The organism is Plantactinospora solaniradicis (assembly GCF_042658085.1).
GTDB classification, from domain to species: domain Bacteria; phylum Actinomycetota; class Actinomycetes; order Mycobacteriales; family Micromonosporaceae; genus Plantactinospora; species Plantactinospora solaniradicis.
This window is the reverse complement of record NZ_JBHSPR010000053.1, coordinates 265,113-286,844: the sequence shown is the minus strand read 5'-3', so window position 1 is coordinate 286,844 and position 21,732 is coordinate 265,113. Positions and strand designations below refer to the sequence as shown.

Sequence of the window (21,732 nt, the reverse complement as noted above, 5' to 3'; positions counted from 1 at the left end):
CGGGGACGGTCACCTGCGCGGGCCGGTCGAGCGTCGGTTAACGTGACAGCGCCCACCCATCCCGATCGCCGGAGGTCCCGTGCCGCTGCTCTACACCCTCGGCCAGTACACCGTCGGTACCGCCATGCGGCTCGCCTGGCGCCCCAGGGTCGAGGGCCTGGAGAACATCCCGCCGACCGGCGGCGCGATCTTCGCCGGTAACCACCTCTCGGTCGCCGACGAACTCTTCCTCGGCTCGGTGGTGCCCCGGCACCTCGCCTTCTGGGCGAAGGCCGAGTACTTCACCGGCACCGGCGTACGGGGTTGGCTGACCAGGTCCGTGGTCACCGGGCTGGGCGCGATCCGGGTCGAGCGCGCCGGCGGACGAGCCGCACTGTCCGCGTTCGACGGGGCGATTCCGGTGCTCCGGGGTGGTGACCTCGTCGCCATCTACCCCGAGGGCACCCGGTCGCCGGACGGGCGGCTCTACCGGGGTCGGACCGGCGCGGCCCGGTTGGCACTGGCCGCCGAGGTGCCGGTGATCCCGGTCGGGATGATCGGTACGGAGCGGGTACAGCCGATCGGAGCCCGGCTGCCCCGGCTCGGCACCGGGGAGGTGATCGTGCGGTTCGGTAAGCCGCTCGATTTCGTCGGCCGACCGACCGACCGGACCTCGCTCCGCCGGATCACCGACGAGATCATGACGGAGATCCAGAAGCTGACCGGGCAGGAGTACGTGCCCCGGTACGCGCCGGCCCGGAACGCCGAGGAGAACGGAACGTAGCCACTGCCGGTCGCCCGGCGACCGGTAACGTCGGCGCCGGGCCCGGCGGTGGCTACGCGATGGGCTTGCGCTGGATCATTTCGGTCCGAAGCGTGGTGAGCAGGTCGGAGCTGTCCGCTATGGACAGTCTGGTGAACAGCGCGGTGGCGAGGCTGCCGTGGTCGGCCCAGGTGCAGACGACGACGGTGTCCCCGTCGGCCTGGCCGACGCCGCACCGGCGGAACTCGCCCCGGGCGACTCCGTCCCGCATCGGCTCGACCGTGGTGATCGCGTACTCCTCCTGGAGACGGGCGAACTCCTTCTCGACGTCCGATTCGGGGCTGAGTCGGAACCCGGTGCTGCCATAGATGACGACCCGCTTGCCGGCCCCGTCGCGGTAGACGGCGGCGAACGGCTCACCACCGAGCAGGTTCCGCGCCTGCACCTCCTGTTTCAACTGCTCGGCGGCCCGCTTGCCGTCCCGGTTGTCGAGCAGGTGGAGGTCCCGTACCTCGGCGGGCAGCGGGTCCTCCGGCGACGCCGGGTACTGGTCCCAGATCGGCTTCGCGAAGTACGCCGGCACACCGCAGCAGCAGGCGATGCTCAGCAGGGTCAGCGTGAGCATGACCCGGGGCCAGCGTCGACGTCGTCGTGCCGGAGGCGGAGGGTAGCCGCGCGGTGGCTTCTGCGGCGGACTGTCCGGGCGACCGCGTCGCTGCCGAGGCGGCCGGGGTGGAGCCACCGGTGGTGGTGGCGGCGGGGCTTTCCGCGCCGGTGGAGCCTTCTGCGGTGGCGGTGCGGGTGCCGTCCGCGCCGACGGCGGGGCCGGCGGTCGTGCCGACCGTGCCGGGGGTGACGGCGTCGGCCGCGCCGCGCGCGGCGGTGACGGCGATGACGGTGGCGGTCCCGTCGGCGCGGGGAAGCGCCGGGTCACCGGCAGTTGCCGGGCCGGGGGAGGACTGACCGGTGGGTCGTATCCGACCGACGCCGGGCCCGGTGCCGCCGGATGGCCGCCGGCCGGCGAGTACGGCTGGGGCATCGCCCAGGGGTCGTCGGCGGCACCCGCCCAGGGGTCGACCGGAGTGGGGATCTCAGCCTCGTCTGCCGGGGCGGCCGGCATCCGCAGGGTCGGGTCGGGCCGTGGCGTCGCCGGAGCGGTCGAACCGGGTCGGGCCGCCGCGTCGGCCGGGTGGGGCTCGGCGCCCCCGCCGAACCAGCGGCGCTTGCGTTGCCGGGGCGGCGGTACGGGCGCCGAACCCGTCCAGCGGGGTACGGCCACCCGGGTGGGGATCGGCGTGTCCTCGTCCTCGTCCACCTGCGCCGATGCGCCGGCACCACCGGGCGCCGGTGGCGGGCCGTCCTCGGCCGCCGCGGGCGACCTCTCCTCGACCGGTTCGACGACGGCCTCGACCGGTTCGACGACGGCCTCGGCGGGCTGGTCGACGCGGGTGGCGTCGGGCGGTGGCGGGTTCTCGGCGGGCTGGTCGACGCGGGTCGCGTCCGGTGGCGACGGGTCCTCGGCGGGCTGGTCGACGCGGGTCGCGTCCGGTGGCGGCAGGTCCTCGGCCGGCTGCTCCACTCGCCGGGTGGCGTCCGTCGCTGCGGGTTCGCCCTCCCCGGGCGCCTCGGCCGCTGCCGTGGCCGCTGGCGGTTGCTCTGCGCTGGACGAAGCGTCGGCGGGTGCCGGCTCCTCGGCGCGGGTGGCGTCGGGGTCCGGCTGCTGATCGACCGATGGTGGCGGCTCGGATGGAGCGGCTCGGCCCGCCGGTTCGGTCGCGTCCGGCTGCGGCTGCGGCATTGTTCGGGTCTCCTCTCGCGCCTGTTCGAGGTTAGTACCGCCTGACCAATTTTCCGGGCGACGTGTGGCCGTCCCGGGTGTCGGCGACGGCGCGGTGACCAGGCGTACTGGATAGGTGACCTGGGGTGATGGCTTCCTACCCGATCGGGCTGGTCCGGCAACGCGTACCCTGAATCGTTGGTCGGTTGTTCCAGCCAGATGTTCCCGGGAGGTTCCATGAGCGCCGCGTCGACCGCCGCGAGCAGGTCAGCGGCGGTGACCGTCTGGCCGCAGCTTGAGCCGCTGCTGCCCCAGGTGAGCAAGCCGATCCAGTACGTCGGTGGCGAACTGGGCGCGGTGGTGAAGGACTGGGACTCGGCGGTTGTCCGCTGGGCACTGATGTATCCGGACGCGTACGAGGTGGGCCTGCCCAACCAGGGCGTCCAGATTCTCTACGAGGTGCTCAACGAGCTGCCTGACGTGCTGGCCGAACGGACCTACGCGGTCTGGCCGGACCTGGAGGCGCTGATGCGGGCCGGCGGTGTGCCGCAGTTCACCGTCGAGGCGCACCGGCCGGTCGGGGCGTTCGACCTGTTCGGGATCTCGTTCGCCACCGAACTGGGTTACACCAACCTGCTGACCGCGATCGACCTGGCCGGCATTCCGCTCCTGGCCGCCGACCGTACCGACGAGCATCCGGTGATCGTGGCCGGTGGACATGCCGCGTTCAACCCCGAGCCGATCGCCGACTTCGTCGACGCGGCCGTGCTCGGTGACGGCGAGGAAGCCGTACTCGAGATCACCGAGATCGTCCGGGAGTGGAAGGCCGAGGGCAGCCCCGGTGGCCGGGACGAGCTGCTGCTGCGGCTGGCCCGTACCGAGAGCGTCTACGTGCCGCGCTTCTACGACGTCGACTACCTGCCCGACGGGCGGATCCAGCGGGTCGTGCCGAACCGGGCGGACGTGCCGTTCCGGGTGCACAAGCGGACGACGATGGACCTGGACGCCTGGCCGTACCCGAAGAGGCCGATCGTGCCGCTCGCCGAGACGGTGCACGAGCGGTACGCCGTGGAGATCTTCCGGGGTTGTACCCGGGGCTGCCGGTTCTGCCAGGCCGGCATGATCACCCGGCCGGTCCGGGAACGGTCGATCACCACCGTGGGACAGATGGTCAAGGAAGGGCTGGAGTACTCCGGCTTCCACGAGGTGGGCCTGCTGTCGCTGTCCTCGGCGGACCACTCCGAGATCGGCGACATGTGCTCCGGCCTGGCCCAGCAGTACGAGGGGACCAACGTCTCGCTCTCGCTGCCGTCGACCCGGGTCGACGCGTTCAACATCGAGCTGGCCCAGGAACTGTCCCGCAACGGCCGGCGGACCGGGCTCACCTTCGCCCCCGAGGGTGGCTCGGAGCGGATCCGCAAGGTGATCAACAAGATGGTGACGGAGGAGGACCTGATCCGCACCGTGGTCACCGCCTACACCAACGGGTGGCGGCAGGTGAAGCTCTACTTCATGTGCGGGCTGCCGACCGAGGAGGACGAGGATGTCCTGCAGATCGCCCGGCTCGCGCACGAGGTGATCAAGGCTGGTCGGGCGGCCACCGGTTCCAAGGACATCCGCTGCACCGTCTCGATCGGCGGGTTCGTACCCAAGCCGCACACCCCGTTCCAGTGGGCCAGGATGGAACGGCCCGAGGTGATCGACAACCGGCTTCGGCTGCTCAAGCAGGCGATCAACTCCGACCGTTCGCTCGGTCGGGCGATCGGCTACCGGTACCACGACGGTGAGCCGTCGCTGATCGAGGGACTGCTGAGCCGGGGCGACCGCCGGGTCGGCGCCGTGATCCGGCGGGTCTGGGAGAACGGCGGCCGGTTCGACGGCTGGAGCGAACACTTCTCCTACCAGCGCTGGATCGACGCCGCCGCGGAGGTGCTGCCGTCGTTCGGGGTGGACCTCGACTGGTACACCGTCCGGGAGCGGGAGCAGGCCGAGGTGCTGCCCTGGGACCACCTCGACTCCGGCCTGGACAAGGACTGGCTCTGGCAGGACTGGCAGGACTCGAAGTCGGAGTTCGAGCAGGACGACTGCCGGTGGACGCCGTGCTTCGACTGCGGCGTGTGCCCGTCCATGGACACCGAGATCCAGATCGGGCCGACCGGCCGGAAACTCCTGCCGCTGACCCCGGTCAATGCCGGCCTCCGGATGCCGGCCGACCCCGCACACACACACTGACCCGCGTTCGGGACAACCCGCCCGGTGTCGGAGCTGTGACCCGCCTCCGGGACAGTCGTCCCGATACCGGACACTGATCCCCGCCGCAGCGTGAAGCGGCTCGACGTCACCGGGGTGCACCACCGGCCCCGCCCACTACAGGAGCACCACGATCAGCAGGAAACCACAGCCGGAGGGCGGCCAGGCGCCGGTCGTGCAGCGGATCCGGATCAGGTACGCCAAGCGCGGCCCGTTGCGGTTCACCTCGCACCGTGACTTCGCCCGTGCCTTCGAGCGCGCGTTGCGGCGGGCCGGCGTACCGGTGGCCTTCTCCCAGGGCTTCACGCCGCATCCCAAGATCTCCTATGCCAGTGCGGCGCCCACCGGGGTCGCCAGCGAGGCCGAGTACCTGGAGATCGGACTCCAGGCGCCGGTGGAGCCGTCAGACCTGCGGACGGCGTTGGACTCGGCGCTGTCCCCGGGGCTCGACGTCCTCGACGCCGTCGTCGCGGGGAGCGGAAGCCTGGCGGACCGGATCGACGCGTCGCGGTGGCGGATAGAACTGCCCGGGATCGAGCCCGATGTCCTGCGCAACGCCGTGTCGGCCTTCCTGGCCGCCGCCGAGGTGATGGTCGAGCGGATGACCAAGCAGGGCCGACGCGTTTTCGACGCCCGTGCCGCCGTGAGCGGTATCGATGTGATCGAGAGGACCGGGGCACCTTCCGGGGTCGCGGGCGTACCGTGTGCGATACTCGAAATGGTCGTCCGGCAGGTCACCCCGTCCGTACGACCCGATGACGTCCTTTCTGGCCTCCGCGTGGTGGCCGACCTGGAGCCGCCGGTGCCGCCGAGGGCGACCCGGCTGGCGCAGGGCACGCTGACCGCGCAGGGGGAGATCGTGGATCCGTTGGAGGCGGACCGCGACGGGGCAGCCATCGGCGAACGCTAGTCGGAAATCCGGCCGGCGGCAGGTAGGCAGACTTCGGCGACCCGGTCACCTTGACGCGTCACCGGAAATACTTTGCGGCAACCCTGCGTGGCAGCGCTCACCCGCGCCCGGGGAAGCCAGAACTGGAGAACGTCCATGCTCGAGAACGAGCCAGAGGGCGGGGAACGGACCGGCGCACAGCCGGCCGACGCCGCCGAGAACACCGGCACCGAGGCGCCCGTGCGGCGTGTCCGCGCCACGCGTCGCCGTACGTCGGCGGCGAGCGAACCGACGCCGACCGGCGCGCCGATCGAGGCGCCCAGTACGGCCCGGTCGGGCAGCGGGGAGGCGGCCGACCCCGAGGTGCTGGCCCCGGTGGCCGGTGACACGGAGCCCGCACCGAAGACAACGCGCAGACGGCGAAAGGCCACTACGGCCGACAAGAAGGACGAAACCGGTCTTCGGCCGGCAGACGGCGCACCAACCGGTGACGCCGGTACGACCGCCAGCCCGACCGACGGTACCGAGGCGCCGGCTCCGGCCGTCGAATCCGTACCGCCGGTCGATTCCGTACCGCCGGTCAAGGTGACCCGGACGCGGCGGAAGAAGGCGGCTCCGGCGCCCGCCCCGCCGACCGAGGCCGTGGGCGAGCCGACCGAGGCGGCGGGCGAGCCGACCGGTGGTGCGATAGCGGCCGGTGCCCCGGCTGCGGCCCGTACCGGTGGCGACCCCGAGCCGACCGGCACCGTCGGCGCGCCTGGTGCCGTCGAGCCGACCGCCGGCGGCGGTCAGCCGGGTGCACAGCTCTCCGGCGGTGACGGCAGCGCGAGCCTGCTGGAGCCGGCCGACGTCCCCGAGGAGGCGCCGCGAGGCCGCCGACGGCGGGCCGCGCTCTCCGCGCCCACCGTGTTGTTCATGGCGCCGGAGCCGGAGACCCCGCCGACCCGGGCCGGCGCGCCGGTCGAGCCGGTCGCGGTCGTCCGGCCCGTGGAGGTAGAGGTCGAGGCCGAGCCGGGCGAGCCCGCCGAGACGCTCCGGAGGCGTCGTCGCGGGCGCCGGACCACCGAGCAGGCGGTCGAATCCGAGGTCGAGGTCGAGGCCGAGGCCGCCACGGACGAAGAGGCCCTCGACGCCACGGACCAGGACGAGGACGAGGAGACGGCGGCGGCCCGGCGCCGACGCCGCCGGGGTCGTCGGGGTCGGGGCCGGGGCAAGGGCACGGCGGACGACATCGAGGACGCCGAGGACGAGGAACCGGCGGCCGAAACCGAGGCCGAGGCCGAGGCGGAGGAAGACGAGGACGACGACGCGGAGGCCGGCGACGGGGTGACCCGGCGCCGCCGGCGGCGCCGCCGCAAGGGCGCCGGGGACGCCGACGGTGCCGCCGACGACGGCGTACACACCGTGATCAAGATCCGCGAGCCGCGTAAGACCGTCGACGAGGTGCAGGGCGTCTCCGGCTCGACCCGGCTGGAGGCCAAGCGCCAGCGCCGCCGGGACGGCCGTGAACAGCGGCGCACCCGGCCGCCGATCCTGAGCGAGTCCGAGTTCCTGGCCCGCCGCGAGGCCGTCGACCGGGTGATGGCGGTGCGCCAGCGCGGCGACCGGACCCAAATCGCCGTCCTGGAGGACGGGGTGCTCGTCGAGCACTACGTCACCCGCGCGTCGGCCGGCACCATGGCCGGCAACGTCTACCTGGGCAAGGTGCAGAACGTGCTGCCCAGCATGGAGGCGGCCTTCGTCGACGTCGGGCGCGGTCGGAACGCGGTGCTCTACGCCGGTGAGGTCAACTGGGACACCACCGGGCTGGAGGGACGGGCCCGGTCGATCGAGCACGCGCTGCGCTCCGGCGACTCGGTGCTGGTGCAGGTCACCAAGGACCCGATCGGCCACAAGGGTGCCCGGCTGACCAGCCACATCGCGCTCTCCGGCCGGCATCTGGTCTACGTGCCGCACGGCAACGCCTCCGGCATCAGCCGGAAGCTGCCCGACACCGAGCGCAAGCGGCTGCGGGACATCCTCAAGAAGCTGGTGCCGGACGGTGCCGGCGTGATCGTCCGGACCGCTGCCGAGGGCGCGAGCGAGGACGAGTTGGCCCGCGACGTCAAGCGGTTGCAGGCCCAGTGGGAGGACATCCAGGCCAAGGCCGCCGAGGGCGGCGCGCCGGTGCTCCTCTACGAGGAGCCCGACCTGGTCATCCGGGTCGTCCGGGACCTGTTCAACGAGGACTTCCGCGAGCTGGTGGTGCAGGGCGACGAGTCGTACGACATGGTCGAGTCGTACCTCTCGCACGTCTCGCCGGACCTGGTGCCCCGGCTGCGCCGGCACACGGGCAGCGCGGACGTCTTCGCCGAGCGGCGGATCGACGAGCAGATCCTCAAGGGCCTGGACCGGAAGGTCTTCCTGCCCTCCGGCGGTCACCTGGTGATCGACCGTACCGAGGCGATGACGGTCGTCGACGTCAACACCGGCAAGTACACCGGCGCCGGAGGCAACCTGGAGGAGACGGTCACCCGGAACAACCTGGAGGCGGCCGAGGAGATCGTCCGCCAGCTCCGGTTGCGCGACCTGGGCGGGATCGTCGTGATCGACTTCATCGACATGGTGCTGGAGTCGAACCGTGACCTGGTGCTGCGCCGGCTCACCGAATGCCTGGGCCGGGACCGGACCAAGCACCAGGTGACCGAGATCACCTCGCTCGGCCTGGTCCAGATGACCCGGAAGCGGATCGGCGCCGGGCTGCTGGAAGCGTTCAGCGAGACCTGCGACTGCTGCAAGGGCCGTGGCGTGATCATCCACACCGAGCCGGTGTCGGAGAAGTCCCGGCCGGCTGCCGCGGACAAGGTCAAGGCCGTCGCCTCGGCCACCTCCGCCGCCACCGCCACCGGGGCCCCGGCCCCGACGTCGGAGGCGCCGGCCGCCGGTGCGCGACGGCGTGGCCGGAAGGCCGCCGCACCGGAACGGGTCGTCGTCGAGGCCACCGACCTCGACGACACCATGGGGTACGACCTGTCCCGGTACGAGACGGAGCTCCCGGTGAGCGACGACGTCTCCGACGCGGAACCGACCGAGCCGATGCGGTTGGCCGGCGCGGGCGATCCCGATGGCATCGAGGACACCGGGGAGCTGGACGCGGAGACCGACCCGACGGAGGCCGGCGGCGGTCGGCGCCGGGCCCGGCGTGGGGGAACGCGACGGCGTACCCGCCCCTGAGACGCCGGAGCCGCCCTCGGGCGGCTCGGGAGCGTGCGGCCGGGAACGCGTTGACGAGCGGTCTTCGGCACGGGCTGCGATGATGGCGGGGGATGTGGCTAGGCTGGTCACTCCTTCGCGATCATCGATCGGCCGGCACCCGTGCCGGCCGATCGCGCGGAGGGCCACCCGTACCTCCCGGAGGAGAAGAACATGCGACGCCTGCTGGTGACCGCCGCCGCCATCGCCGTGCTGTTCACGGCCGCTGGCTGCTCGGCTGAGCGGGACCGCGCCGGCAGTCCCAACTCGTCCGGCGCCGAACCGTCGGGCCGTGTGCCGTCCTCGGGCGCCCCGTCACCCGGTGGCACCGCGCCGGGCCCGACCGGTTCGCCCGGCACGGACACCGGCCCGGCCGGGGGCAACGGCAAGGAGGTCTGCGAGGCCGCCACCAAGGCCAGTACGACCTCCGTGCAGACCTTCGTGGCGGAGTTGGGCAAGTCGTTGCAGGCTGCCGGCGCCAACGACACCGCAGGTGCCCAGGCCGCCCAGCGCAAGGCGGAAGCGGCGTTGCGGACCTGGGGTACGGCGATGCAGGAGCAGTCCGCCAAGGCCACAGACGCGCGGCTCAAGGCCGTACTGGCCGAGATCGCGACCGAGGTGGGCACCATGAAGGCCAGCGTCGACTCCGTCGACGAGAACAAGCTCGACCAGTTGCAGCAGCGGCTCGACCAGCTCTGCGGGACCTGACCGCCGCCTCTGCGGGACCCGACTGCCGCCTCCGTGGTGCCGACGGGAGGCCGTCCGCCGATCTGGTGACGGGGCCCGGTTTGGGCGCCGACCCCGACATGGCGTACGCTAACCTGCGGCGCGAATTACGTGCCAGGTTCTCCCGTGCCCGCCCCCGCACCTCGTGCGGTCGAGCGGGCCTCGCGAACACCATCAGCCTCAACGACAGGGAGTCCGCGTCCGATGTACGCGATCGTCAAGACCGGCGGCAAGCAGTACAAGGTTGCCGAGGGCGACGTGATCGAGGTCGAGAAGCTGGTCGGTCAGCCCGGCGACGCGGTCAAGCTCACCGCCGTACTTCTCGTCGACGGTGACGACCTGGTGACCGACGCGGCGAAGTTGGCCAACGTCGCGGTGGCCGGCGAGATCGCCGCCCACACGAAGGGTCCGAAGATCCGGATCCACAAGTTCAAGAACAAGACCGGCTACCACAAGCGCCAGGGTCACCGCCAGCCGCTGACCCAGGTCAAGGTGACCGGTATCACCAACGGTAAGTAAGCGTCCAGCGGAAAGTAAGGTCGTCCTCAGATGGCTCACAAAAAGGGTGCGTCCAGCTCGCGCAACGGTCGCGACTCCGCGGCGCAGCGGCTCGGCGTCAAGCGGTTCGGTGGGCAGGTGGTCAACGCCGGTGAGATCCTGATCCGGCAACGGGGTACGAAGTTCCACCCCGGTGACCTGGTCGGCCGGGGCAAAGACGACACGCTGTTCGCGCTGGCCGCCGGTGCGGTCCTGTTCGGCAACAAGCGCGGCCGCAAGGTCGTCAGCATCGTTCCGTCCGAGCGGTAACGTCAGCAACGTCAGCTTTCCGGCGGAGCGGGCCGCGGACCAGGTGTCCGGGCCCGCTCCGCCGTTTCATGTGCGGGGATCGTGGCCCTCCGGCCCTGGCCGGTCCGCGTCCGCTGTCCCCGGCTCGGTTTCTGGCACCGGTGCCCGGTGCCGATGAAAGGATTGGCAGCGTGACCACGTTCGTTGACCGGGTCGTACTGCACCTGCAGGCCGGTGACGGCGGGCACGGTTGCGTCTCGATCCACCGGGAGAAGTTCAAGCCGTTCGGCGGACCCGACGGGGGCGACGGCGGACACGGCGGAAGCGTGTCCCTGGTCGTCGACCCGCAGGTGCACACCCTGCTCGACTTCCACTTCCGGCCGCACGTCAAGGCCGAGAACGGACGCGGCGGCGCCGGCTCCAACCGGGACGGCGCGAACGGCGCCAACCTGGTGCTCAAGGTCCCGGACGGGACGGTCGTACACGCCGCGGACGGTACGGTGCTGGCCGACATGATCGGCCCCGGCACCACCGTCGAGGTGGCCCGGGGCGGTCGCGGTGGCCGGGGCAACGCCTCGCTGGCCAACGCCCGCCGTCGGGCCCCCGGCTTCGCCGAGTTGGGCGAGCCCGGCGACCAGCTCGACGTCGTACTCGAACTCAAGAGCGTGGCCGACGTCGGCCTGGTGGGGTTCCCGTCCGCCGGCAAGTCCTCGCTGATCTCGGTACTGTCCGCCGCCAAGCCGAAGATCGCGGACTACCCGTTCACCACGCTGGTGCCGAACCTCGGCGTGGTCCGGATCGACGAGCACACCTTCACCGTCGCCGACGTGCCCGGCCTGATCCCGGGAGCGGCCACCGGCAAGGGGCTCGGCCTGGAGTTCCTGCGCCACATCGAGCGGTGCGAGGTGCTGGTCCACGTGGTGGACGCGGCGACCATGGAACCCGGGCGGGACCCGCTCGCCGACATCGACGCCATCGAGGCCGAGTTGGCCGAGTACGGCGGTCTGGCCGATCGCCCCCGACTGGTCGTACTCAACAAGATCGACGTGCCGGACGGGCGTGACCTCGCCGACATCGTCCGACCCGACATCGAGGCGCGTGGCCTGCGGGTCTACGAGGTTTCGGCGGTGACCCGGGAAGGGCTGCGCGAGCTGACCTACGCGTTGGCCGAAATGGTCGCGGCGTCCCGGGCCGCGGCCCCGATCCTGGAGCCGACCCGGATCGTGATCCGCCCGACCGCGGTCGACGACGCCGGCTTCGTCATCGAGACGGCCCCGGACGGCGCGTTCGTGGTGCGCGGCCAGCGGCCGGAGCGCTGGGTGCTGCAGACCAACTTCGACAACGACGAGGCGGTCGGCTTCCTGGCCGACCGGTTGGCGCGGTTGGGCGTGGAGGACAAGCTCGCGAAGGCGGGCGCCGAGCCGGGCAGCCTGGTCCGGATCGGCCAGCGGGAATTCGACTGGCGCCCCACGCTGTACGCCGGAGCCGACTACGTGCCCAGCGCCCGGGGCACCGACAGCCGGCTGGAGGAGAAGATCACCCGGGCGTCGGCGGCGGAGCGGCTGGCGGCCCGGAAGGCCCGTCGGCAGCGTTCACCGGAGGAGACGGCCTCGGGAGCGCCGACCCTGGGGGACCCCGGCCTGGTAGAGCTGGACACGGACGAGTCGGCCCCGGCGGACCCGGCCCTGTGGGAGTCCGACCCTACCCTGGAGGAGTCGACCTCGGCGGAGCCGATCGACCCGGCCGTGGACGGGACGGCGGACCGAGGGGCCGGCAACGAGGCCCGGCGCGCGGAATAGTCCTCCACGCTCCGTATCGGGTCCACCCGGGCGAAACCTTGTTGAAACGCCCCCTGGTTAACGTCGGTAGGGTGCTGATTGAGTCACGTACGTCGTCGGATCCCGAGTTGGCCGCCCTGCTGGTGGCCCAGCAACGCGAACTCCGGGAGGCCGACGGCGGTCTCGACGGGCAGGTCTTCGTGCCGCACGACGACGCCCGCTACCTGGTAGGTGTGCTGGCCGGCAGGGCGGTCGCCTGCGGGGCCATCCAGGCGCTGGAGCGGGACACGGCGGAGATCAAACGGATGTACGTCCGTCCCGCCCACCGTGGTCAGGGCCTCGCCCGGCAGCTCCTCGGCGCCCTGGAGGAGATGGCCCTCCGGGCCGGGCACAGCGTGCTCCGGCTGGAGACCGGCAGCTACCTGCCCGCAGCGATCCAGCTGTACATCTCGTCGGGCTACGCCGAGATCCCGGTCTACGGCGAATACGTCGACAACCCGTACAGCGTCTGCTTCGAGAAGCGGCTGCCGGTCCTGGCCTGACCCGGACCTCCGTTCAGAGCAGCAGTCCCATGGCCCGCCTCGTCCGGTGCACCGTGTCGGCGGTGCTCTCCCGGGCCCGGTCGGCGCCGTCGGCGAGCACCCGTCGGACGTAGCCGGGGTCCCGGGCGAGTTCGTCGTGGCGGAGCCGGATCGGCCGGAGCATCGCCTCGACGGCCTCGATCACCGCCGCCTTGAGCTGGGCGTACGACCCGTAGTCGGCGGCCAGCGCGGTGGGCGAGGCGCCCAGGCAGGCCGCCAGGATGTCGAGCAGGTTCGCCACCCCGGGGCGCCGCTCGGGGTCGTACTCGACGGTCCGGCCCGGGTCCGTCACCGCCCGCTGCACCTTGCGGCGGATCACGTCGGGCGGGTCGAGCAGGAAGATCGTCCCGGCGTCGCTGTCGTTGGTCTTACCCATCTTGGCGGTCGGGTCGGTCAGGTCCATCACCCGGGCCGACACCGTCGGGTGCACCGCCCGGGGCACGGTGAAGGTGTCGCCGTAACGGGCGTTGAACCGGGTGGCGACGGCCCGGGTGAGTTCGAGGTGCTGGTTCTGGTCGTCGCCGACCGGCACCTCCTGGGCGTCGTGCAACAGGATGTCGGCGGCCATCAGCACCGGATAGCTGAGCAGGCTCAGCCGGACTTGTTGCTGGTTCGCGGATTTCTCCCGAAACTGGATCATCCGGCGTGCTTCCCCGTAACTGGTGCTGGATTCGAGCAGGTAGTGCAGTTCGGTGTGCTGGGGCACGTGGGACTGCACGTAGAGGAGCGCCCGGTCCGGGTCCAGCCCGGCGGCGAGCAGCACGGTGGCCTGTTCCAGGGTGAGCGCGCGGATCTGGGCCGGCTGGTGGGGCACGGTCAGTGCGTGCAGGTCGGCGAGGAAGACGATCGTCTCCGCCCGGTACTGGGTGGCGACGATCGGCCGGATGGCACCGATCAGGTTTCCCAACTGCAGATGTCCGGTCGGCTTGAGCCCGGTGATCCGGCGTACGCCGCCGGCCGGGGTGTGCGTGCCCACCGGGGTGGTCGTGCGGGTCGGGGTGGTCGTGCTGACCGGACCGGTCGTGCCGACCGGGGTGCGCGGGGTCATGGGATGTGCTCCTTACCGGGTACGGCGACCGCCTCCGGGTGAGCGCATGCGAAACGGCCGCCCCGGAGGGCGGCCGTTGCTGAATTCGGGTACGCGGATGCGATGGCCGCCCGTCAGGGCGCCCACCAACCGTTCAGGTGCGTCCGCATACCTCCACGGTAGCAGGGCGGTCGGCCCGCGCGGACGGTTGATCGACGGCTAGTCGGGCTGCTCGGTCGGGTGCTCGGCGTCCCAGCGCTGCCGCGCCGTGGCGATCGTGTCCTTGTGTGCGGCGGACCAGTCGGCGAGGCCGAACACGGTGTCGGCCAGGCTCCGCCCCACGGCGGTCAGCCGGTAGTCGACCTGGGGCGGGATGGTCGGGTAGGCGGTCCGCTCGACGAGGCCGTCCCGGCAGAGCCGGCGGGTCGTCAGGGTCAGCATCCGCTGCGAAATACCGGGGATCGCCCGCTGCAACTCGCGGAACCGTCGTACCCCCTTGGACAGCTCGACGAGGACCAGCACGGTCCACCGGTCGCCGATCCGGTCCAGGACGTCCCGGATCCCACAGTCGCCCTCGCCACAGGGCCCGACCGGTTCGGCCGTGCTGACCTGGGAGGTTATGCCGGTGTGCCCGACGGACATGAGAGTGCCTCCTTACGGCCGGGGTCAACGGTAGCGACGCTGGCGGGGTCAGCACACCGCAGCACAGCAGGGGGTACCTCCATGATTCTCGTCACCGGTGTCTCGGGCGCGCTCGGCGGCCTGATCCTCGACCGGCTCGCCGCGATCCCCGGCCTGCCGGTGGTGGGCGGTACCCGCGCGGCGGTCACCACCCGACCCGGCACCGTCCCCGTGCGGCGGGTCGACTTCGACGAGCCGGGGACCCTGGTCGACGCCTTCACCGGCGTCGACGTCCTGGTCTTCGTCTCCGCCGGTTTCGGCGAGGACGACGAGGTGCTCGCCCGGCACGGCGCGGTGGTCCGGGCTGCGGTCGAGGCCGGCGTCCGGCACGTGATCTACACCAGCCTGGTCGGCTCGGGCGGCCAACTCACCATCGCGCTGCCGCACCGCTGGACCGAGGCCCGCCTCGCCGAGTCTCCGCTCGACGTCACCATCCTGCGCAACGGGTTGTACGCGGAGCTGCTGGCCGGCTTGGCGCTGCCGGCCGTCGCCCAGACCGTCGCCAGCGGTGTCTTCGCGGCACCGTGGGGCCAGGGTCGGATGTCGGTCGTCGCCCGTGGAGACCTCGCCGACGTCGCGGTCCGGATCGCCGTCGAGGCCCACGCCGACCTGGCGGTGTCGTCCGGCGGCGGCACCGCGCCGGCCCGGCATGCGGGGCGTACGTACGAACTGGCCGGGGTCACCGCCGTCGGCGGGAACGAGATCGCGGCGTCGCTCACGGGTGTGCTCGGCACCGGGATCCGGTACGAGAGCACGTCGTTGGGGGCCGCCCGCGCGGCACTGACCGGGGCCGGTCTGCCGGCGTACCAGGTCACGCACACGCTTTCGATCTTCTCGAACCTCAACGCACAGTTGCTGGAGCAGCCGGAGACGGATCTGCCGGCCCTGCTCGGCACGGCGCCCCGCTCCGCCCCGGACCTGATCGCCGACGTGCTGCGGTCCGGCCGCCCGAGCCGGGGCGAGCCGGCCGGGTCCCGGTGACCAGGTAGTGGCGCTCCACCCACGAAGGCGTACTGCCTGGTCACCGGAATGCCGGTCAGGATCAGCCGGTGGGAACCACCCCGACGTTGAGTTCGGCGACCGAGGTCCAGCGGTTGCCGCCGACCTCGCCGAGGGCGCGCAGCCGGATGTACCGGCCACTCGTCGGCGGAATCGTCACCGTCTGCTCGGCCGCGCTGTTTGCGAAGGTGCCGGTCGCCACCGGATTACCCCAGGTGGTGCGGTTGGCGGAGACGTACACCTCGTATCCGGTGATCCGACCGCCGGTGTTGGAACCCTGCCGGGGCAGGTAGTACAGCCGGTTGACGGTCCGGGTGGTGGTCAGGTCGATGTCGATCCAGTGCGGGTGGGCCGGGTTGGACAGCAACCGCTGGGTGTGCCAGATCGACGACGAACTGCCGTCCCGGACGTTGTTGGCCCGGCCGTTGACCAGGAGCGTCTCCTGGCTGTCCGCCCCGGCCACGGACCACTGGGACTGCGGCAGTCGGGTGCTGCCCGACTGCGGGTTGTAGTTGGCGGTGTAGCTGGTGGGAGTGGCCGGGGCGGTGATCACGTGGGTCTGGGCCCCGCCGTCGGACCAGGAGCCGAAGACGTACGGGACGCCGCCGAGGCTCTGCGGGGTGACCGCACTGACCGTGTTGCTCGACCCCTGGATGACGGTACGGGTGAACGGCGTGGCCTGGGGCCCCGAGCCGAACACCAGTTGCAGGCCGGACGGGCTGGAGTTGAACGTCAGGTCCACGGTCTTCGGATCGAGTCGGACGCTGGTGCTGTGTGCCAGGCCGCCGCTGTCGGTGGCGGTCAGCACCAGCTCCAGATAGGACGGATACTCGTGGTCCGGGCCGAGCATGCTGCCGCTCGTACCGGTGAAGTCCTGGAGGCTGTGGGTGTGGCAGTTGTCCAGTGTGTAGCAGTGGTGCAGCAGCATCCGCCAGTGCAGCGCGCTGCCCGGCAGGGTGCCCTGGTCGGGGTCGGTCGCGTGCCCGGTGAAGCTGATCGGGTCGTTGACCGCCCAGGTGAAGCCCTCGGCCGGGGTGTCGATCACCGCGGTCGGCATGCTGTTGCCGGTCTGGATCGGCACCGTCTGGGTGGCGGAGGCGTTCAGGGTGTCGTAGACGGTCAGCCGGGCGGTGTAGGGGCCGCCGGCCGGATAGGTGTACGAGGCTGTGCCGGTGGTCGCGTCGACGGTGCCGTCGTTGGTGAAGTCCCACTCGTAGCGGAGTCGACCCTCGTCGGCCGGGTCCGCGTCGGAGGAGCCGGTGCCGTCGAAGTTCACGGTCAGCGGCGCCGTACCGGAGGTGGGGGAGGCGGCGATCGACGCGACCGGTGGCTGGTTGCCCGGGAAGTACCGGATCCGGCGTACCGATCCGGCGTGGTCGACGTAGTAGAGGTCCCCGCCCGGACCCATCGCCAGGTCGACCGGGTTGGCGGCGGCGCTGCCGAAGGTACGCCGGCTGGTCGCCACCGGCAGCCCACCCGGTGCGCTGGGCATCATCGCCCAGATGCAGTCCCGGCTGTAGTCGGAGAAGAACAGCGCGCCGGAGTACTCGGCCGGATAGCTGCCGCCGGAGGCGGGGTAGAACGCGGCCCCGGAGACGGAGGAGCTTCCGGTCGGGCAGGCCTCCCCGTCGACGACCCGGGCGGCGTGGTCGTACGTGTAGAACGGTGCCGTCTGCCCGGCGCCGGTGTAGAGGCTCTCGCAGAGGTCGAGGTTGGCGCCGTCGTACCCGCCCTGGCGGGCCGCGCCCTCGTAGCACGGCCAGCCGAAGTTGGCCACGCCGCCGGTCGGGTCGACCACCCGGTTGACCTCCTCCCAGCGGTTCCAGCCCACGTCACCGAGCCACACCTCGTTGGTGCCGGGTCGGATGGTGAAGCGGTACGGATTGCGTAGCCCCTGCGCGACGATCCGCTGGGTGTTGGGGTCGGCGCTGGCCGCGCCCGGGTTGCCCGGGGCGGCGGCGCCGGTCGCCGGGTCCAGCCGCAGCACCGTACCGTCCAGGCTGGTCGGGTCGGCGGTGGTCCGCAGGTCCTGGGAACGCAGCGCGCCGCCCTCGGCGGTCGGCGGCGTCATCGTCCCACCCGGAGGATCGGCACAGGGGTTGGCCGGGTTACCCAGCTGGCCATAGTCGACCAGGTCGTAGCTGGCCCCGTCCCCGGCGGTCGCGTAGAGCATGCCGTCGGCGCCGAACCGCAGGTCGCCGGTGGCGTGGCTGGCCCACTGCTGGCACCAGTCGGAGATGAACACCTGCTCCGTCCCGGTCATCGTGTTGCCGGCGGCGGTCAGCCGGGAGAGCCGACCGGTGACGATGCACCGGCCGCCGTTGGTGCCGCCGACCGAGGCACAGTTGTCGTTCCAGTACGGGGCGGTCTGACCGGGCGGCGCGTCGTAGGCGTAGAGCACGTAGACGTACGGCTGGGTGGGGAAGTTCGGGTGCAGGGCCAGTCCGAGCAGCCCTCGGTCGTGCTGGTTGTGCACGTTCGCCGACAGGTCGGCGAAGACGGTCGCGGTGGTGTCGGCGAGGTCGTCGTACACCTTGATCCGGCCGCCCTTCTCGGCGACGAAGACCCGGCCGTCCGGGGAGAACTCGATGTTGGTCGGCTGGTTGAGGCCGGTGAACACGACCTGTTCCTGGAATCCGGTGGGTAGCACCACCGCGGCGGCGGGTGTCGTACCGGAGATCGGCGCGGTCAGTGCCGCCAGCAGACCGACCACGAGACCGGTACGGAGAATAGATGTGATCGATGACGGTTGTGCGGGTGATGGCATGCCACTGTCCCCCAACTTGGCGCAGCTCCAAGTGCACAAAGGATCTGTCACGCTAGGGGGGCTGGCGACGGACGGCACTCCCGCCGCGTCCGGAGTGAGCATTCCGTAACTACGGGCTAACGGCACGTCGTGCATATCAATGGGGATGATGTCTCCCGGACCCCGACGCACCGCCTCGCCGGATCGTCGGAGAGTGGACGACCGGTCGGGCGAATCGGCCCTGCCCGACCGGTCGGATCTGCGATCGCCCCTTGACCGTCGCTGTCTCGGTCTCTGTCTCTGTCTCTAGTCCCGGTCGCTGTCTGTCGCCGTTCCGTTCCCGGCGTCAGCCCTTGACGGTCAGGATCGGCCGGAGTTCGACCACCGGTTCGGCGACGTCGGCCCGGCGCAGGCTGTCGACGACCGCGCCGACCTCCTTGTACGCCCACGGCGCCTCCTGCTTGAGGTCGCGCCGCCACGCGTCGACGATGTCCCGCCGGGCGGCCACCGCCGGATCGCGGTGGTCCAGCGGGGTCACCACCCGGAACTCCCGCAGGAACGCGTCCAGTTCGGCGTCGCCGCCGCGGGCCGCCGTACCCCGGGGGATGCTGCGTCCGGCGCCGTGGCAGGCGCTGGTCAGTGCGCGGGTGTTGCCGAGCCCCCGGAGCAGGTAACTGGGCGCGCCCATCGAGCCGGGCACGATGACCGGTTCGCCGTACAGGTCGATCGGGCGTTGACCGGCACCGTCGGCTCCGGCCGCCGGGGTGGCACCCTTGCGGTGCAGCACGGTGCCGTCCGGCTCCGGCCACATCAGGTTGTGCGGTGCGTCGTACACCTGCCGGGACCGGAGTTCGCCGACGATGTCGGCCAGACCGGCCCGCAGCATCAACGCCAGGAAGAACCGGTTGCCGAGGGCGAAGTTCGCGGCGTTGGCGAACGCGGTCAGGTACCGCTGCCGTCCGGGCGCGGACGCCTCGTCGAGCAGCATCGGCAGGATCCGGTTCCGGGGCGTCGGCACCGCGCGTGGCCAGGCCGCCTTCGCCTGGTCCCGGCCGGTGGCGTTGGCCTGGTGGCCGAGCGAGAGCGAACCGCTGTGCACCATCAGCACGACCTGGCCGGGAGCCAGACCCCAGGCGTACGCCGCCGCGCCGTCGTGCACCGCCGAGACGTACTGCAACTCGGCGAAGTGGTTGCCGCCGCCGACGCTGCCGATGATGCTGTCGTAGCTGGTTCCGCCGCCGCTGGTGATCCAGTCGCGGAACCCGTCGGCGGAGGAGACCGGATAACCGCTGGAGTGCAGCCGGCCGTCCAGGTCGGTCAGGTCGTCGGGACCGACCTGACGCCACGCGCCGCCAGCGACCCCGGCGCCGTCCCCGCTGGCCGCCCTGGACTCGGCCGGTACGCCGTCGGCGAGCAGGCCGGGGAGCCCTTCGCGGAGCAGCCCTTCGCGCTGCCGGGCGGTGAGTCCGATCCGCCGGCCACCCTCGAAGAAGAGGTGCCGCAGCCGCCGCTCCAGCCGGTCGAGGTGGGGACGGATCTGGTCGACGGTGACCGAGGTGGCCTCCACCCGCATCCCACAGTTGATGTCGTTTCCGACCGCCTGCGGGATCAGCGCGCCGGTCGTACGCAGCACGGTGCCGATCGGGATGCCGGCGCCCTTGTGGAAGTCCGGGGTGCAGACGACCCGGTCGATCCGGGGTTCGGTGTCGAGTCCCGGGGTGGCGCGGGCGAGGCTCCGCAGCGTGTCGGCGGTTTCCAGCACGGTGAGGAGTTCGTCGATCGCCACCGACTCGATCGGTACGTCCGGCCCGGCGCAGATGTCGACGGGTATTCCGGACGGGTTGGGCAGGGTGAGCCAGGAGTCGTCGACCCGGACCAGGCGTGGATCGGGCCGCTTGGCCGCTGGTGTGGGCATGGAGGGACCTTTCGGAGCTGCTGCGAGGAAGGGGCACGAGCCATCGACACGCGCGTCGGCGCGTGCGGGCGGGGGCGGGACGGGATCCCGCGATGTCCGGTTGTGTGCTCGACGGTTCAGCAGCCGCGAGGTCAAGATCAGCCTAGATGTCCGGTCGAGCGGGCGGCAACCGGATAAGCCCGCCGGGACCGGCGGCTGGCCGGTGCACCCGACAGCGGTCGCCGCCGGGCCGGCACTACACCGGGTGAACCCCCGGTCTACCAGGGGTTCCATCTTCCCCGTGTCGACGGCCATCGCTTGGTGCGGCGGAGCCAGCGGCCTAGGGTCGGCGGGTGAGTGCGAACCAGATTCGCGTCCCGGGGGTGGTGGCGGGGCATCCGACCAGCGGGGACGACGGCCCGGGCCGGCACGGTGACGGGCGGCCACGTGCGGGGGTGCTCCTGGTCGTCGTCACGGTACTGGTGGCGCTCCTCGCCGGCCTGACCGGCTGCCGTGGCGGCGGATCGGCACATCCGTCCGGCGGATCGGCACACCCGCCCGGCGGATCGCCGCACCCGTCCGGCGTCGAGGCTCCCGCCGCGCCGGACCTGCCCACCCCGACCGGCCCGTACGCGGCCCGGGTGCCAGGTTTCCCGGATGCCCCGACCCCGAAGCCGGTGACCGTGCCGGCCGGGCCGGAGGCGGGCTGGTACAGCCACATCCCCACCACCCAGCCGGTGGCGTTCCTGACCATCGACGACGGCTGGGTCAAGAAACCGGAGGCCCGGCAACTGCTCCTCGACGCCCACGTGCCGGTGACGCTCTTCCTCACCATCGACGCCGTCGAGGGCGACCCCGACTACTTCCGGCACCTCCCGGCCAACGTCGTCATCGAGGCGCACACCCTGACCCATCAGGTGTTGCGGGGTAAGCCGTACGCGACGCAGCGGCGGGAGATCTGCGGGTCGGCCGACCGGCTCGCGCAGTGGTACGGCCGACGCCCCGTACTGTTCCGGCCGCCGGGCGGCAGCAAGGACGCCACCACACTGCGGGCGACCCGGGACTGCGGCATGAAGGCGGCGTTCTTCTGGAAGGAGACCGTGGACAAGGGAAAGGTCCGCTACCAGGACGGCCCCGGGGTGCACGCCGGGGACATCATCCTGATGCACTTCCGGGAGCGGTTCGTCGACGACTTCATCGCCGCGTTGACCGCCATCCACGCCGCGGGGCTGACCCCGGCCCTGCTCGGGGACTACGTCCGCTGAGCGACTGGTCAACCGCCCCGCCACCGTCAACCGCCCCGCGACCGTCGGCCGCCACCAGGTGGGTGGCACCGGGCCGGGCCGGCCCGGTCAGTCGAGGTCGAACTCGCCGTCCTGGGCGCCGGCCACGAAGGCGTCCCACTCGGCCTGGGTGAAGACCAGCACCGGCCCGTCCGGCTCGGCGGAGTTGCGCATGCCGATCAGGTCGTCGACGAACGCGATCTCCACCGCGCCCTCCGAATCGTCGCCCTCGGCGCGTTGCCACACGGCGCGCGAAAGGTCGAAGTCGCCTTTGGGGTGCTGCGCCATCGTCGGTTCCTCCATACACAGATTCGGCCCGGAGCCCAGCCGCCCGCGGACCCA

At 71.8% G+C, this 21,732-nt stretch carries 16 protein-coding genes and 1 pseudogene; 11 read left to right on the top strand and 6 right to left on the bottom strand.

Going from position 1 to position 21,732, the window contains the following annotated elements:
• Positions 1-79: 79 nt before the first annotated feature.
• Complete coding sequence (locus ACFP2T_RS37810) at positions 80-763, top strand: lysophospholipid acyltransferase family protein (protein WP_377430722.1); 684 nt, start codon at positions 80-82, stop codon at positions 761-763.
• A gap of 52 nt (positions 764-815) precedes the next feature.
• Here the strand turns inward: ACFP2T_RS37810 and ACFP2T_RS37805 are convergent, their stop codons facing one another.
• Positions 816-2,540, bottom strand: coding sequence for a hypothetical protein (locus tag ACFP2T_RS37805; protein ID WP_377430720.1), 1,725 nt, complete (start codon positions 2,538-2,540; stop codon positions 816-818).
• A 216-nt stretch (positions 2,541-2,756) separates the two neighbouring features.
• Here ACFP2T_RS37805 and ACFP2T_RS37800 point away from each other — a divergent pair, with 216 nt between their 5' ends.
• The 8 genes and pseudogenes from ACFP2T_RS37800 to ACFP2T_RS37765 all read left to right on the top strand — a co-directional run bounded on the left by ACFP2T_RS37800 (position 2,757) and on the right by ACFP2T_RS37765 (position 12,721).
• The gene (locus ACFP2T_RS37800) at positions 2,757-4,751 is read left to right on the top strand and encodes a TIGR03960 family B12-binding radical SAM protein (protein WP_377430717.1); all 1,995 of its coding nucleotides are present in this window, start codon (positions 2,757-2,759) and stop codon (positions 4,749-4,751) included.
• Positions 4,752-4,944: 193 nt separating this feature from the next.
• On the top strand, positions 4,945-5,679 hold the full coding sequence (locus tag ACFP2T_RS37795) for a TIGR03936 family radical SAM-associated protein (protein ID WP_377430714.1): 735 nt from the start codon (positions 4,945-4,947) through the stop codon (positions 5,677-5,679).
• Between the two features lie 135 nt (positions 5,680-5,814).
• Positions 5,815-8,871: an Rne/Rng family ribonuclease gene (locus ACFP2T_RS37790; protein WP_377430712.1), complete on the top strand. Its 3,057-nt coding sequence runs from the start codon at positions 5,815-5,817 to the stop codon at positions 8,869-8,871.
• A gap of 192 nt (positions 8,872-9,063) precedes the next feature.
• Positions 9,064-9,597, top strand: a complete 534-nt coding sequence (locus tag ACFP2T_RS37785) for a hypothetical protein (protein ID WP_377430709.1) — start codon at positions 9,064-9,066, stop codon at positions 9,595-9,597.
• 222 nt (positions 9,598-9,819) lie between these two features.
• The gene (gene rplU, locus ACFP2T_RS37780) at positions 9,820-10,134 is read left to right on the top strand and encodes a 50S ribosomal protein L21 (protein ID WP_377430707.1); all 315 of its coding nucleotides are present in this window, start codon (positions 9,820-9,822) and stop codon (positions 10,132-10,134) included.
• Positions 10,135-10,164: 30 nt separating this feature from the next.
• On the top strand, positions 10,165-10,422 hold the full coding sequence (gene rpmA, locus ACFP2T_RS37775; protein WP_192771722.1) for a 50S ribosomal protein L27: 258 nt from the start codon (positions 10,165-10,167) through the stop codon (positions 10,420-10,422).
• Positions 10,423-10,592: 170 nt separating this feature from the next.
• Positions 10,593-12,035, top strand: a pseudogene (gene obgE, locus ACFP2T_RS37770) (GTPase ObgE); the annotation flags it as partial.
• A 236-nt stretch (positions 12,036-12,271) separates the two neighbouring features.
• The gene (locus ACFP2T_RS37765) at positions 12,272-12,721 is read left to right on the top strand and encodes a GNAT family N-acetyltransferase (RefSeq protein WP_377430703.1); all 450 of its coding nucleotides are present in this window, start codon (positions 12,272-12,274) and stop codon (positions 12,719-12,721) included.
• A 13-nt stretch (positions 12,722-12,734) separates the two neighbouring features.
• Here the strand turns inward: ACFP2T_RS37765 and trpS are convergent, their stop codons facing one another.
• Positions 12,735-13,808, bottom strand: a complete 1,074-nt coding sequence (gene trpS, locus ACFP2T_RS37760) for a tryptophan--tRNA ligase (protein ID WP_377430701.1) — start codon at positions 13,806-13,808, stop codon at positions 12,735-12,737.
• 198 nt (positions 13,809-14,006) lie between these two features.
• Positions 14,007-14,429 (bottom strand): winged helix-turn-helix transcriptional regulator, encoded by a 423-nt coding sequence (locus ACFP2T_RS37755; RefSeq protein WP_377430698.1) that lies wholly within the window; start codon positions 14,427-14,429, stop codon positions 14,007-14,009.
• Between the two features lie 81 nt (positions 14,430-14,510).
• On the opposite strand from ACFP2T_RS37755, the gene ACFP2T_RS37750 reads away from it, so the two are divergent.
• Positions 14,511-15,449, top strand: coding sequence for an NAD(P)H-binding protein (locus tag ACFP2T_RS37750; RefSeq protein ID WP_377430696.1), 939 nt, complete (start codon positions 14,511-14,513; stop codon positions 15,447-15,449).
• A gap of 61 nt (positions 15,450-15,510) precedes the next feature.
• Here ACFP2T_RS37750 and ACFP2T_RS37745 read toward each other — a convergent pair whose 3' ends face one another.
• Together ACFP2T_RS37745 and ACFP2T_RS37740 are read right to left on the bottom strand one after the other, a co-directional pair.
• Positions 15,511-18,180 carry a PQQ-dependent sugar dehydrogenase gene (locus tag ACFP2T_RS37745; protein ID WP_377430693.1) on the bottom strand — a complete coding sequence of 890 codons (2,670 nt, stop codon included), beginning with the start codon at positions 18,178-18,180 and terminating at the stop codon, positions 15,511-15,513.
• A gap of 379 nt (positions 18,181-18,559) precedes the next feature.
• A complete protein-coding gene (locus tag ACFP2T_RS37740) occupies positions 18,560-20,128 on the bottom strand; it encodes an RtcB family protein (protein WP_377430690.1) in 1,569 nt (522 codons plus the stop codon).
• Positions 20,129-20,460: 332 nt separating this feature from the next.
• On the opposite strand from ACFP2T_RS37740, the gene ACFP2T_RS37735 reads away from it, so the two are divergent.
• Positions 20,461-21,372: a polysaccharide deacetylase family protein gene (locus tag ACFP2T_RS37735; RefSeq protein WP_377430687.1), complete on the top strand. Its 912-nt coding sequence runs from the start codon at positions 20,461-20,463 to the stop codon at positions 21,370-21,372.
• An 87-nt stretch (positions 21,373-21,459) separates the two neighbouring features.
• Here the strand turns inward: ACFP2T_RS37735 and ACFP2T_RS37730 are convergent, their stop codons facing one another.
• A complete protein-coding gene (locus ACFP2T_RS37730) occupies positions 21,460-21,678 on the bottom strand; it encodes a DUF397 domain-containing protein (protein ID WP_101371446.1) in 219 nt (72 codons plus the stop codon).
• Positions 21,679-21,732: the final 54 nt, after the last annotated feature.

Bases quoted from the DNA above. Each gene is read 5' to 3' on its own strand.
- ACFP2T_RS37790 (WP_377430712.1), top strand. From the start codon at position 5,815: ATGCTCGAGAACGAGCCAGAGGGCGGGGAACGGACCGGCGCACAGCCG.
- rpmA (WP_192771722.1), top strand. From the start codon at position 10,165: ATGGCTCACAAAAAGGGTGCGTCCAGCTCGCGCAACGGTCGCGACTCC.
- trpS (WP_377430701.1), bottom strand. From the start codon at position 13,808: ATGACCCCGCGCACCCCGGTCGGCACGACCGGTCCGGTCAGCACGACC.
- ACFP2T_RS37800 (WP_377430717.1), top strand. From the start codon at position 2,757: ATGAGCGCCGCGTCGACCGCCGCGAGCAGGTCAGCGGCGGTGACCGTC.
- ACFP2T_RS37740 (WP_377430690.1), bottom strand. From the start codon at position 20,128: ATGCCCACACCAGCGGCCAAGCGGCCCGATCCACGCCTGGTCCGGGTC.
- ACFP2T_RS37785 (WP_377430709.1), top strand. From the start codon at position 9,064: ATGCGACGCCTGCTGGTGACCGCCGCCGCCATCGCCGTGCTGTTCACG.
- ACFP2T_RS37805 (WP_377430720.1), bottom strand. From the start codon at position 2,540: ATGCCGCAGCCGCAGCCGGACGCGACCGAACCGGCGGGCCGAGCCGCT.
- ACFP2T_RS37730 (WP_101371446.1), bottom strand. From the start codon at position 21,678: ATGGCGCAGCACCCCAAAGGCGACTTCGACCTTTCGCGCGCCGTGTGG.
- ACFP2T_RS37750 (WP_377430696.1), top strand. From the start codon at position 14,511: ATGATTCTCGTCACCGGTGTCTCGGGCGCGCTCGGCGGCCTGATCCTC.
- rplU (WP_377430707.1), top strand. From the start codon at position 9,820: ATGTACGCGATCGTCAAGACCGGCGGCAAGCAGTACAAGGTTGCCGAG.
- ACFP2T_RS37755 (WP_377430698.1), bottom strand. From the start codon at position 14,429: ATGTCCGTCGGGCACACCGGCATAACCTCCCAGGTCAGCACGGCCGAA.